Origin of the sequence: Halobacillus sp. (assembly GCF_049282395.1) — a bacterium.
Lineage (GTDB): Bacteria > Bacillota > Bacilli > Bacillales > Halobacillaceae > Halobacillus.
In genome coordinates this window covers 1-12788 of record NZ_JBAPTY010000431.1, presented here as the reverse complement: position 1 = coordinate 12788, position 12788 = coordinate 1, and the positions used below count along the sequence as shown (strand labels likewise).

The 12788-nt window shown below is 41.3% G+C and carries 11 protein-coding genes; 9 read left to right on the top strand and 2 right to left on the bottom strand.

Annotated elements, in window-relative coordinates; translation table 11 throughout:
• Positions 1-235: 235 nt before the first annotated feature.
• Positions 236-409, bottom strand: a complete 174-nt coding sequence (locus tag WAM07_RS17925) for a hypothetical protein (protein ID WP_422168755.1) — start codon at positions 407-409, stop codon at positions 236-238.
• Between the two features lie 155 nt (positions 410-564).
• On the opposite strand from WAM07_RS17925, the gene WAM07_RS17920 reads away from it, so the two are divergent.
• The 7 genes from WAM07_RS17920 to WAM07_RS17890 all read left to right on the top strand — a co-directional run bounded on the left by WAM07_RS17920 (position 565) and on the right by WAM07_RS17890 (position 8068).
• Positions 565-1407, top strand: a complete 843-nt coding sequence (locus WAM07_RS17920) for an alpha/beta fold hydrolase (protein ID WP_422168754.1) — start codon at positions 565-567, stop codon at positions 1405-1407.
• Positions 1404-2009 carry an NUDIX hydrolase gene (locus tag WAM07_RS17915; protein WP_422168753.1) on the top strand — a complete coding sequence of 202 codons (606 nt, stop codon included), beginning with the start codon at positions 1404-1406 and terminating at the stop codon, positions 2007-2009. The genes WAM07_RS17920 and WAM07_RS17915 overlap by 4 nt, the downstream gene beginning before the upstream one ends.
• 62 nt (positions 2010-2071) lie before the next feature.
• On the top strand, positions 2072-3220 hold the full coding sequence (locus tag WAM07_RS17910; protein ID WP_422168752.1) for a trans-sulfuration enzyme family protein: 1149 nt from the start codon (positions 2072-2074) through the stop codon (positions 3218-3220).
• A 490-nt stretch (positions 3221-3710) separates the two neighbouring features.
• Entirely contained in the window at positions 3711-4952 is a 1242-nt protein-coding gene (locus tag WAM07_RS17905; RefSeq protein WP_422168751.1) for a dicarboxylate/amino acid:cation symporter, read from the top strand.
• A gap of 261 nt (positions 4953-5213) precedes the next feature.
• Positions 5214-5777: an RNA polymerase sigma factor gene (locus WAM07_RS17900; RefSeq protein ID WP_422168750.1), complete on the top strand. Its 564-nt coding sequence runs from the start codon at positions 5214-5216 to the stop codon at positions 5775-5777.
• Positions 5770-6594, top strand: a complete 825-nt coding sequence (locus WAM07_RS17895) for an anti-sigma factor (protein ID WP_422168748.1) — start codon at positions 5770-5772, stop codon at positions 6592-6594. Before WAM07_RS17900 ends, WAM07_RS17895 begins: the two co-directional genes overlap by 8 nt.
• 139 nt (positions 6595-6733) lie before the next feature.
• The gene (locus WAM07_RS17890) at positions 6734-8068 is read left to right on the top strand and encodes a copper amine oxidase (protein WP_422168747.1); all 1335 of its coding nucleotides are present in this window, start codon (positions 6734-6736) and stop codon (positions 8066-8068) included.
• Between the two features lie 265 nt (positions 8069-8333).
• Here WAM07_RS17890 and WAM07_RS17885 read toward each other — a convergent pair whose 3' ends face one another.
• Positions 8334-8513: a YjzC family protein gene (locus WAM07_RS17885; protein WP_422168746.1), complete on the bottom strand. Its 180-nt coding sequence runs from the start codon at positions 8511-8513 to the stop codon at positions 8334-8336.
• A gap of 200 nt (positions 8514-8713) precedes the next feature.
• Between WAM07_RS17885 and WAM07_RS17880 the strand changes: the two genes are divergently transcribed.
• Positions 8714-9286, top strand: coding sequence for a TetR/AcrR family transcriptional regulator (locus WAM07_RS17880; protein WP_422168745.1), 573 nt, complete (start codon positions 8714-8716; stop codon positions 9284-9286).
• 80 nt (positions 9287-9366) lie between these two features.
• Positions 9367-12540 (top strand): bifunctional cytochrome P450/NADPH--P450 reductase, encoded by a 3174-nt coding sequence (locus WAM07_RS17875; RefSeq protein ID WP_422168744.1) that lies wholly within the window; start codon positions 9367-9369, stop codon positions 12538-12540.
• Positions 12541-12788: the final 248 nt, after the last annotated feature.

Below are 12788 nucleotides of genomic sequence, written 5' to 3'. Positions count from 1 at the left end.
AACTTCGATGGTTTATGACTTACGAAACTGGATTATTTGTTTGGAGAGTTCTTGATTAAGAATCTCCCACCTGATAAAGGGAGTGGGGGTAGTTCAAAAGTTCTCCACGGGGAAATACGGGGAAGCACAGACTTATTACTCGGGAGTAACATGCGGAAAGAAGCTTTTATGTACGGCTCCGCTTATTTAAGAAGGTAATAGTAAAGCCTGGCTCCAATGTATTGGAGTCAGGCTTTTAATCTTCATCTGTATAATGATGATACATAGCTTCACCTTCGGAAGGTTTTTCTTCAGCTTTTGTCTCTTGAAGTGGAACGAAAGCTTTTGTGTACGTTAGACGGCTGCTGAATATCTCGGCAGCTTCGTTCGTATCCTCCACTTTTCCTCGTCGTTGCTTTTTATTTGTCATATGAATCGCCTCCTTCAAGAATAGGTTTCCTTTGTATAAATAAAGTTAAACATGGATTTGGTTACCATAATTACAAAATATGGATGACCTGAGGTGGTGGATTATTCCAACTTAACAAAGGTTTTGCTAAACTTAAAGAAAAGGGAGGGAACGGCATGGGCTCTTGGGAGGTGAATATGGTGGTTACACCTAGAGGGACTTTTGAGGTATTTTGTAAGGGAGAAGGGCCGCCTATTTGTGTCAGCCACCTATATTCAATTTTTAATTCTACAGGAGATTATTTTGCCGATTGTTTCACGGGGCTATATCAAGTATTTTTAGTGAACTTAAGGGAGGCAGGGGCATCTGAAGCAGCCCATGAACCTTACCAATTAAGTATGTTGGAATCTGTATTGGACCTTGAGGCCATCAGGGAAGAGTTGGAACTTCCTACTTGGACATTCGCTGGTCATTCGACTGGTGGAATGCTCGGTTTAGTCTACGGCATGGCCGCTCCCCATTCATTGAATCAACTGGTGATTACTAATGCGGCCGCCCGTATGTATATGGATTCTCCTAAGTGTATTTATCATAATGACCATCCACAATTTTCATATATGCAGCAACTAATTGAACAGTTGAAATCTCCGCTGTTAACTAGTGGGGAGAAACACCGTTTACAGCGTGAGAGAACAAAACTGTCATTAGTTCGTGACCACAAATATGAGCGTTATTTCTCAAAAAATATACACAAAGAAATGTCGAGAGCCCGTATGGACTTTTTTGCAAGGGAGCTTCACATTTTTGATGTCACACAGCAGCTTTATAAAATAAATGTGCCTGTTTGGATTGCCGCCGGAAAATATGATGTTCAATGCCCGGTGGAATTTTCTATTGAAATGCATCATTATTTAAATCATTCTAAATTAACCGTCTTTGAGGAAAGTAACCACTATCCTTTTCTTGAAGAGAAAGAACGTTTCGCACATGAATTGAACGAGTTAGGAGGCATAAAGTGACTGAGTGGCTGCAAGTTTTTGACCATAGAGGAAATCCGTTAGATGTGAAGGAACGAACTGAGGTGCATTGTGACGGGGATTGGCATGAGACCTTTCAGTGTTGGTTTTATGAAATGAACGCAGATGGACAACTTTATTTGTTCTTTCAAAAAAGGGCTGCGGATAAAGCAGCATTCCCAAGCTTATATGACATTTCTGCGGCAGGACACATAGAAGCAGGAGAAAATATTATTCAGGCTGGTATAAGGGAAATATACGAGGAGCTAGGTATTTCTTTATGGAAAGAAGATCTAAATAGTATAGGTACATATAAAGAAGTGCTTATTTCTGATACATTAAAAGACAGAGAGCTTTGCCGTGTGTATCTCTCTCCTTACCCGGCTGAGAAAGCTTTTTCACTCGGAAAAGAAGTAGAAGATCTCATAAGGGTAGAGATCAATGATTTTAAGCAAGTACTTGGAGGAGCAAAAGGGTCGACGGATGCAAGTTCTGTTATGGATAATCAAAAGGTCCGGGTGGACTTTCGGGATTTTGTTCCCCATGATCAGGCTTATTACGAATTTGTTATCCAGGCTATTCTTGAAGAAGTCGAAAAACTTTGACAAAAAGTATATTTGCTCTATATAATCGTTGATTAACAGTGAAAGTGGAGGAGATTATCATTATGAAAAAACAATCATCTTTTGACACGAAAGTTGTACACAACAAAGTCGATCAAACGCTTGTACAAAATAGTAAAAATACACCAATTTATCAGACAACAGCTTTTACGTTTAAGGATTTAGATCATCTGGAAAGTTACTATGAAGGAGAATCTCCTTATTTATACAGCCGTGAAAGGAATCCGAATACGGATGAACTGGGAGATTCAATTGCTAATCTTGAAGAAGCTGAAGCAGGGCTCGCTACTTCTTCAGGGATGTCCGCCATTTTGGCTGGTATTTTATCGATAGCTAAACCCGGAGATCACATTGTTGCCGCTGAAGATTTGTATGGAGGCACTCACAAACTTCTCACAAAAGAACTACAGACGTTTGGGATTGATGTAAGTATGGTATCGTTCTCGGATCAACGTCAGATTCGTGATGCTATTAATGATCGTACAAAACTCCTATACGCTGAATCCATCTCCAATCCATTTTTACGTGTCGAGAATTTAACTGGTCTAGTCGAGTTGGCACGGGAACATGGTATAAAAACGATGGTGGATAATACGTTTGCAACTCCTTATTTGCTACGCCCTTATCCGCTTGGTGTTAATCTTGTGGTCCATAGTGCCACCAAATACATCGGCGGTCACAGCGATGTAACTTGCGGAGTGCTGGCAGGTGATAAGAATTTGATCCATGAGGCGACGCAGAAAGTGGTAACGCTTGGGGCTAATTTAAGTCCGTTTGAAGCTTGGCTGACTCAGCGCGGATCAAAGACCTTAGGTCTTCGAATGAAGCAGCAGTCCCATAACGCAAATTCTGTAGCGACTGCACTTAGAAAAAATAATGCTGTGAAGCACGTGTATTATCCAGAATTTGTTTCGGAGCGCGGAAATGGGGCGATTGTTACCATTGAGCTTGATTCCATTATTGATCTGGATCAATTCTTCAAATCACTGGGCTGGATTAAGATTGCTCCGACGCTTGCGGGAGTCGAAACCACGGTTTCCTATCCCGTTCGCACCTCTCACCGTGCTTTATCAGAACAGGATCGTGAAAAGGTTGGCATCACAGATTATATTATTCGTCTATCCATTGGAATTGAAGAAGAGGAAGACATTATTAACCAACTGGATCAGTCCATTGAAGAATCACTAAAATAAATAATCTGAGAAGGCTGTCTTATATATGCCGCATTGACAAGCGAACCTCTCTAATAGAGCTGCAGTAAATCCCTCTGAATAAATAGAAATCATTGCAGAGAAGCGGATCAGATAAAACAATGGTAATGTTATTCATTTAGACCAGACAAATGACCTCGTTTGTTTGGTCTTCATTTATATACAGGGAATCTTTTGGAAAATGCAAAAAGAAATTTAAATGATTACTTCTAATGTCAAAACACCCATAAAGTTCACTTAAGCTGTTAGAAAGCGAGGAAGGTTTGATCCATAGGTCCTCAGCCCTTACACCTGAATGATTAGTTTGCTAGAATAGTTTCAGAAATTTTATTCAATAAATATACAATTTGTGCTATAATTCAAAAATAGCGCAATCTACCTGGGTTTCGGGGGCCCTGTATCAATTTTTATACCCGATTTTTTTAACAAAAATATAAGAAAGCGCTTTCATATTATTATAGGAGGTTTCGCCATGAATCTAACCACCAAAATATTTATTGGTTTAATTCTCGGTGCCGTAGTAGGACTCACGCTGCATTTTACTTCACCGGATCTATTTGGAACGTTAGATACTTTTATATTCAACCCTCTAGGAACAGTCTTTTTAAATTTAATTAAGATGTTAGTTGTTCCTATTGTGTTCTTTTCCATTACGCTTGGAACTGCTTCCCTGGGAGATCCTAAGAAGCTAGGACGTATCGGGGGCAAGACCGTTGCATTCTTTCTAATTACTACTACGATTGCTATCACCATTGCTCTTTCACTAGCTTATATCTTCGAGCCTGGAAATATAAGCATTGATACAGCTGATGCGAGCTATGAAAGTGAAGAAGCTCCTGGAGTAGTCGAAACGTTTACAGGAATTATTCCAACAAATCCTATCCAGGCTATGGCAGAAGGAAATATGCTTCAAATTATAGCCTTTTCCATCTTTATTGGATTAGCTTTGGCTATTCTAGGTAAGAAGACGGAAGGGATTATGAAGTTAATTGAGCAAGGGAACGACATTATGATGTACCTGGTTAACTTGATCATGAGATTCGCTCCATATGGTGCTTTCGGTCTGTTAGCTTCAGCCATAGGTACAATGGGGCTGGATGGTGCTCAAGCTATGGGTATGTATATGATTGTAGTTATACTGGGATTAGTTATCCACGCAATTGTTACCTATGGAACAGCCGTATCCTTCCTGGGTAAAATGAATCCATTGAAGTTCTTCAAAGGTTTCTTCCCGGCGATGACCGTTGGTTTCAGTACATCAAGCAGTAGTTCTACTCTACCTATATCTATGAAAACTGCCCAGGAAAATTTGAACGTACCTAAACCTGTGAGTAGTTTCGTGCAGCCTCTCGGGGCCACTATAAATATGGATGGTACAGCTATTATGCAAGGTGTGGCTACTGTATTTATTGCGCAAGTTTATAATACAGATCTATCATTTGGGCAGCTGGTTATGGTTGTACTAACTGCGGTACTTGCCAGTATAGGTACAGCTGGTGTTCCAGGTGTGGGATTGATTATGCTTGCAATGGTACTGAATCAAGTTGCCCTTCCAGTCGAAGGAATTGCCTTGATTATTGGTATTGACCGTCTTCTGGACATGACTCGTACAGCTCTTAACATCACAGGCGACGCAGCATGTGCGGTAGTGGTAGCAGAGTCCGAGAAAAAGTATGATGATGCAAGTGAAGAGAGAGAAGCCATGCAAGCCTAGATCTTAGATCCATCATGCGTCCTTTCTATAAGAAAGGGCGTATTTTTTATGGCCTCAGAAGTTTGTCGGTATGCCTTTCCTATAGGTATTTAATTCAGAGCGGTAGGCAGACTCAAGTAAAACAATCTCATGCTTAAATCAGCCCGCTTATTATAAAAGTGATCCAAATGAAGGGGAGTTTCGATAGCTATATAGCTTAACTCCCTTATTAAAGATACCCTATGCTATGATGATGATATCCACCAACTAAAGGAGTGTGCTATGAGCAATCGTGATATTGAGCTCTATCGCCGGGTTGTCGAGGGTGATAAACAAGCGCTTGAATCGATCTATGATCAATATGAAAAGCTGCTTTATTCCTTTGTCATTAAGCTATCCGGAGATCAAGCTTTAGCAGAAGAAGCCCTTCAAGAAGTATTTATAAAGATTTGGACACAAAAAGCTCACTTCGATGAAAGTAAAGGGAAGTTTTCATCGTGGATCGTAACCATCACAAGATACACAGCTATTGATCTTATACGTAAGCATAAAAAACAGGAAGTTACCTTAGAAGATGAAACAGATCTTCCTGAAGATGAAGCAGAATCTACGGAAGATTTAGTCGAATGGAAAGAGCGGGGGAGCGAGATTCGGCAGGCAGTTAAAAAATTATCTGAAGAACAAAAACAAATGGTGGATTTATTTTATTTTAAAGGATTAAGTCAAAGTGAAATTGCCTCGCAGACCGAATTACCGCTTGGAACCATAAAAGGCCGCATAAGGCTTGCCCTAAAACATTTAAAGAAACATTTATCAACGCAGAAAGGAGGGGTACATGATGCGTAAAGAATGCGATAAATTAATTGATTACTTTAATGATCAATTGAGTGAAGAAGAGAAGATTGAATTTGAGAATCACTTAGAAACATGTGCAGATTGTAAGGAAGAATTGGAAGAGTTAGAGACGCTTACAGATGATTTGCCATTTGCTTCTGAACCTGTGACCCCTCCTGAGGACATGAAAGACCGTGTGCTGGGGGAAGTGTTTTCACAAGAATCTCCTGCAGCTGGTGATCGTAATAACGACGCATCCAGCGAAGAATACCGGCAACCTTCAAAGGATGATCATTTGGATAAAGGGAAATTGGAATTTCCTAGCGAGAAAAAAGCCAAGATTGAAAAGACGCGGCCCTGGCTTTTACGGGGACTCGCAGCAGCACTAGTACTTTCAATTGCTGGAAACATTTTTGCACTTGTCGATGAACAGGAACAAACCACTCCAGAGCCTGATGAACCTGAACAGCCTGATGTAGAGACCGGGACCGACCAAGTAAGAGCGAGAGTACAGCTTCAATCCGAAGGAACAGAGGCTAATGCTACTGCAGCTTTGATCCAGCAGGAAAAAGGCGATATTCTTACCTTGCAAGCAGAACAACTTGCTCAGCTTCAAGGGGAAGAGGTTTACCAGGTTTGGCTAATTGAAGGTGAAAAACCTTACCGGGCTGGAACGTTTGTAGCGAATCAAAATGGAGAAGGTGCAGTATCCTATTCATTAAATGATTTACCAGAAGGTACAAATTGGGATGCCGTAGCTATTTCCAAAGAACCAGATGCAACGAGTCAGACTCCTCAGGGAGAAGTTATATTAAGTTCAGAATTGTAAATACTCTAAATCCTATTGCAGACAGCTTTTGACAGCTGTCTGCAATTTTTTTTATTTTTTTAGTGAAAATGTGATCCAATCGAACCTTTGGTGCGATAGCTTAGTGAAAAAACAAAAACAAAGGAGAGAGGAAAACATTATGAATTTCAAAAAAGCTTTGTTGGTCGTACCGATGAGTGCAACACTGTTGCTCCCTACGTCATTGGATGTTGTAAATGCTGAGGATCATAAGATGCCGGAAGTCTCAACAGAAGCAGTGGAACTCCGGGCTCAATTAGATAATTTATTTAGTGAACACGCTTACCTGGCAGTTGAAACGATGAGAAAAGGGGCAGAAGGCGCGGAAGACTTTGAAGCATCCGCAGCAGCCCTATCATCTAATACGGAAGACTTATCGAAAGCCATTTCTTCCGTTTACGGAGAAGAAGCTGGAAACAAGTTTAAAGACATGTGGTCCTCTCATATTGGGTACTTTGTCGATTATGTAAAAGCGACGGGCAGTGAAGATGAAGAAGCCAAACAAGAAGCATTAGATGAACTCAGTCAATACCGTGATGACTTTTCTACATTTATTTCAGAAGCAACTGGAAATCGTCTGAAAGCTGAAAATCTATCTGAAGGACTGCAAATGCATGTGAACCAATTAATTGGAGCTTTTGATGCTTATGTAGAAGGAAACTATGAAGAAGCTTATATGAAAGAGCGAAAAGCGATTGAGCATATGTACGGGGTAAGTAAAGGGATGTCCAGTGCTATTGTTAATCAATTCCCGGACAAGTTCAATGATACTAAAGCTGTAACCCCAGCTGCCGATCTACGCTCCAATTTGAACCATTTGCTAAGTGAACACGTAGGCCTGGCGACGATGGCGATGCAAAATGGTCTTGATGGTTCAGAGGACTTTGAAGCGTCAGCTCAAGCTCTTTCTAATAACACGGAAGATCTTACAAAAGCGATGACGAAAATATTCGGGGAAGAAGCCGGTGATCAATTTAATGAAATCTGGACCCAGCACATTGATGATTTCGTAGCTTACGTAAAGGCTACAGCCAATGAAGATGAAGAGAAACAAAAAGAAGCGATGCAAGCATTAGAGGATTACCGCGAAACGTTTGCCAACTTCCTGGAAGAAGGAACGAATGGTGAACTGAGTGCTGAGAAGCTTGCTCCGAGTCTCCAGCAGCATGCCGATTTCTTGTTTAATACTTTTGATCAATATGCAGAAGGAGACTATGAACAAACGTATCAAACGTTGAGAGATTCATATGCCCACATGTTTGGTGCTTCCAAAGCACTTTCAACTGGGATCGTTGCCCAAAATCCAGAAATGTTTATGAGTGAACAAATGCCTGAAGAGATGCCAGACACGGGTATGGGTGGAACAGCTTCCAACCATGACATTTGGTTATATGCTTCTATTCTTGCAGCACTAGCAGCCGCAGGTATTTTTATTCGCAAGCAATCCAAACAATAACTAGCTATGAAATAAGGATTCTCATAAAAAGGGAAGGCTGGCATTGCCAGCCTTCCTTTCTTTTAGTAATCTATAAGAATCTATAAGTTTCAAGAACCAAATTTCTTGGTAATTAAGATGGAGAAAACAATATTCCAGCAATAAAATAAATTTCTATTGTTTTTATTTTATTCAAAAGGGTATGAATTAAACTAGAGAGGGAATCCAACAAAAAGGACTCTTCTGCTCATGCAAATGGCAGAAAAGTCCTAATTGAAAAAACTGGTTATGCTTTGGTCCAGTTTGCTTCCTTGTCAGTTGAGGGGGAATTTGGGAACGGCTGACCTTTTTCAATCATAATTTCCGTATCATCCTTGTTAAGTTCACCACCATCGATGCGGCTCACTACTTTATACGTGCCATCTTCCGGCACGCTTTCGCCTGTTCTGTAAGTGGTATTTTCCATATTCCTCCACCTCCTAAAGTGTAGAAGAGAACTCTATTTATTTCTCTTCCTTTGGAAAGTGTTTCACAATATCTTACGTCTAAAACAAGATAATCGGTTCTTTTTAAAATCGTGAGTAAATAACTAGTTGAAAAGAAGAGGGAAATGGATTTATAATGTAAGAATGAACGTTCATTCCGGTGTAAAAGGAGTCAAGATCCATGCCTGCATCAACGATTAAAAGAGACAACATCTTAAGCAGTGCGCTTATGCTATTTGCTGAGAGAGGGTTCGATGCCACAACAATTCCCATGATTGCCAATGAAGCACAAGTTGGAGCTGGAACGATTTATCGTTATTTCGATAATAAAGAAGTTCTAGTGAATACATTATTTCAATATTATGTAAAGATGTTTGCTGATACACTTGCAGAAGACTACCCTGGCGATTCATCCATTAGAGAACAATTCCACCATTTGTTTAGAGGTATGACTCGTTTTACCAGCGAACATGAGCATGCCCTTTATTTCATTAAAACTCATAATGGTGCTTACTTTTTAAATAAAACCAGCCGTGAAGATTTCGATCGGCTTTTAAACAGATTGAAGCATTTCCTTGATCAGGGAAAGGAAGCAGGAGTTATTCGTGACCTTCCATCCATGGCGATGATTGCAATTATTTTTGGCGGATTTCTGGAACTGCATCAGCTGGTGCGTTCCGGTAATATTGAAGAAACAGATGATTTATTTATTGGAGTAGAAGAAAGTTGCTGGGATGCTATACGCTATCATTGAAAACTCGATAGTGTATTTATTTTTTATTAGGAATGAATGTTCATTCCGTCATAAACATTAATTTAACGAGGTGACTATTCGTGGAAAAAACAAACCATCTTCCGCAGCCTAAATCCTATGGGCCACTCGGAAATTTGCCGCTTATTAATAAAGAAAAGCCTATTCAGTCGTTTATGAAACTGGCTGATGAATTTGGTCCGCTCTATCAGTTCCAATTCCCTGGCCGTACCAGCAGATTTGTTTCAAGTGCACAGTTTGCTGCTGAGATTTGTGATGAATCCCGTTTTGATAAGAAGGTCGGTCCTGCTCTGCAAAAGGTCCGTGCTTTTGGAGGAGACGGTTTATTTACCAGTGAAACAGAAGAAATCAATTGGAAAAAAGCTCATAATATTTTATTGCCAAGCTTTAGTCAGCAGGCTATGAAAGGCTATCATAATAAAATGGTTGATCTTGCTTCTCAGCTTATCCAAAAATGGGCTCGACTAAATCCGAATGAGGAAGTTGAAGTTCCGGAAGACATGACACGCTTAACCCTTGATACAATAGGGTTGTGCGGTTTTAATTACCGGTTCAACAGCTTTTACCGGGAGAGGTCTCATCCTTTTGTTGAAAAAATGGTGCATGCACTTGATGAATCTATGAGTCAAACGCAGCGTTTTGAGCTTCAGGATAAGCTGATGATTCGTACTAAAAAACAGTACAAAGAAGACATTGATTATATGTTCAACTTAGTGGATCAGTTAATTGCCGAGCGTAAGGAAACGGGTGACCAAGGGGAAGACGATCTGCTTGCCCATATGTTGAAAGGGAAAGATCCGGAGACTGGAGAAGCTCTCGACGATGAAAATATCCGCTTCCAAATCATTACTTTTTTAATTGCCGGCCATGAAACGACGAGTGGTCTTCTATCTTTTGCCATTCATTATTTGATGAAAAATCCTGATAAGTTAAAGAAAGCTCAGGAAGAAGTAGATGAAGTAATTGGAGAGGATATACCATCCTATAAACAAGTGAAAAAGCTAAAATATGTACGAATGATATTAAATGAGGCTTTACGGTTATGGCCCACAGCTCCTGCTTTTTCAGTTTATGCGAAAGAAAATACGACACTTGCTGGACAGTATGAAGTAGAAAAGGGAGAGACGTTTACACTGCTTCTTCCTCAGCTCCACAGGGATACTAGCATATGGGGAGAAGATGCTGAAGCCTTCAAGCCAGAGCGTTTTGAGGATCCTTCCCAAATTCCCCGCCATGCCTACAAACCGTTTGGGAATGGTCAGAGAGCGTGTATAGGACAGCAGTTCGCGCTTCATGAAGCTACTCTTGTACTTGGGATGGTTCTTCAGTATTTTGACTTCGAAGATCATACGAACTATCAGCTGGATGTCAAAGAAGCATTAACAATGAAGCCTGAGGGGCTGACTATGCGTGTGAAATCAAGACGCGATGCGGCTTTAATGCAGCCGGCACCTGCTCAGAAAGAGGCGGAAAAATCGTCTAAAACGGAAGCGCAAAGCGTTCCTGATGCTGATGCTCACCTCACCCCGTTACTTGTATTATATGGTTCTAATATGGGTACAGCAGAAGGAGTGGCCAGAGAACTTGCGCAAACCGGAAAAAACCAGGGTTTTGATGTGAAGACTGCTCCATTAAATCAGTACACATCTGCTCTCCCTGCAGAAGGAGCGGTGCTCATTGTCTCAGCTTCTTATAATGGAAACCCGCCTGATAATGCTGCTGCCTTTGTCCGCTGGCTTAAGGAAGCCGATGGAGAAGAAGCTAAAGGAGTAAGCTATGCTGTGTTTGGATGTGGAGACCGAAACTGGGCCAGTACGTATCAGCGAATCCCAACATTGATTGATGAGGAACTTCAAGCTCTGGGAGCGGAACGTATTCTTGCACGAGAAGGCGGAGATGCGAGTGAAGATTTCGAAGGCGATTTAGAAAAATGGGAAGCAGCGTTATGGCCTGCGCTGGCAGATACGTTTAATCTGAAACTTGAAGAAGCCGATGACCCATCCAGTCATGTTTCAATGGAGTTTGTCAGTGGTGTCACACAGACGCCTCTCGCCCGGACTCACCATGCCTTTACAGCTGTGGTGAATGAAAATCGTGAATTACAGGTGGGAAGTGAACGAAGTACTCGGCATCTGGAATTAAAACTTCCTGAAGGAGTGAATTATCAGGAGGGGGATCATCTTGGGGTTCTTCCTCAAAATGGAACAGAGCTGGTGGAACGTGTCCTTCGGCGCTTTCAATTAAAGGGAGAAGAGTATGTAGTTCTAGGCGAAGATACAGGAAAAGCAACGCATCTTCCTACCAGTCAGCCGATCAGCTTAAGAGAGCTCCTGACATCCTATGTTGAATTGCAAGAGCCGGCTACCCGAAGCCAAATCAGGGACTTGGCTGCTCACAACCCTTGCCCGCCACACAAAATTGAGTTAGAGAAGCTTCTTGAGGATAAGACCTATAAAAATGAAATACTGGGGCATCGCCTTACGATGCTGGATCTTCTTGAAGATTATTTGTCATGTGAAGTTCCTTTTGAAAGATTCCTAGCTCTGCTTCCACCGCTTAAAGCTCGTTACTATTCAATTTCGAGCTCTCCTCGAAAACACAGTGAGGAGGCGAGTGTTACGGTAAGTGTAGTGAAAGATACAGCTTGGAGCGGAAGAGGAGAATTCAAAGGAACAGCATCGAATTATATGGCTAACCGGGACATTGGCGATAAGGTGGCTTGTTTTATTAACACACCTCAATCCAATTTCACCCTGCCTGAAAATCCGGAGACTCCGATGGTGTGGATAGGTCCAGGTACAGGTGTTGCTCCATTCCGTGGGTTTATTCAAGCACGTGAGAACCTGCTCGAAGAGGGTTATAGTCTTGGAGAAGCGCATTTGTATTTCGGATGCAGACACCCGGAAAAGGACTTCTTATATAAGAATGAGCTGGAAAATGCAGTAGATAAAGGACTTATTACCCTTCATACTGCTTTTTCAAGAATAGAAGGAAAAGGGAAAGTTTACGTTCAGGATCGACTAGGGGAAGATGCATCTACCGTTCTTTCGCTGCTGGAAAGCGGAGGCTGCTTGTACATTTGTGGTGATGGAAGTAATATGGCTCCCGCGGTCATAGAAAAAATTATAAAAAGTTACCAACACAAACACGATACGACTTATAAAAATGCAGTTGAATGGATAGAGAATCTTGAATTAGAAGGACGTCTTGCTAAAGATGTCTGGGCTGGTGCTTAATAAAAAACTCCCCACAGGGCAGCTAACTGCCGGTGGGGAGTTTTTAAATAGGGTCTTTTAAATACCCCTGTTACTTGTTACGGATAAGCCACCGTTTGTGTAAGACTCCGTTTCGAGACTTTGGTGAGAGAATTAGGTCCTGCGGGGGAGGGTTCGCTTTTTTTCAGTCCGTTGATGAACGGCTTATGTCTCGAATGTCTGGGTGATGCAACAAGACGAGTTGGTTCCCCCCGATAATAAACCATTCT

Excerpts from the sequence above, each read along its gene's own strand:
- WAM07_RS17895 (WP_422168748.1), top strand. The coding sequence starts at position 5,770 with ATGCGTAAAGAATGCGATAAATTAATTGATTACTTTAATGATCAATTG.
- WAM07_RS17925 (WP_422168755.1), bottom strand. The coding sequence starts at position 409 with ATGACAAATAAAAAGCAACGACGAGGAAAAGTGGAGGATACGAACGAA.
- WAM07_RS17900 (WP_422168750.1), top strand. The coding sequence starts at position 5,214 with ATGAGCAATCGTGATATTGAGCTCTATCGCCGGGTTGTCGAGGGTGAT.
- WAM07_RS17890 (WP_422168747.1), top strand. The coding sequence starts at position 6,734 with ATGAATTTCAAAAAAGCTTTGTTGGTCGTACCGATGAGTGCAACACTG.
- WAM07_RS17905 (WP_422168751.1), top strand. The coding sequence starts at position 3,711 with ATGAATCTAACCACCAAAATATTTATTGGTTTAATTCTCGGTGCCGTA.
- WAM07_RS17880 (WP_422168745.1), top strand. The coding sequence starts at position 8,714 with ATGCCTGCATCAACGATTAAAAGAGACAACATCTTAAGCAGTGCGCTT.
- WAM07_RS17920 (WP_422168754.1), top strand. The coding sequence starts at position 565 with ATGGGCTCTTGGGAGGTGAATATGGTGGTTACACCTAGAGGGACTTTT.
- WAM07_RS17885 (WP_422168746.1), bottom strand. The coding sequence starts at position 8,513 with ATGGAAAATACCACTTACAGAACAGGCGAAAGCGTGCCGGAAGATGGC.
- WAM07_RS17910 (WP_422168752.1), top strand. The coding sequence starts at position 2,072 with ATGAAAAAACAATCATCTTTTGACACGAAAGTTGTACACAACAAAGTC.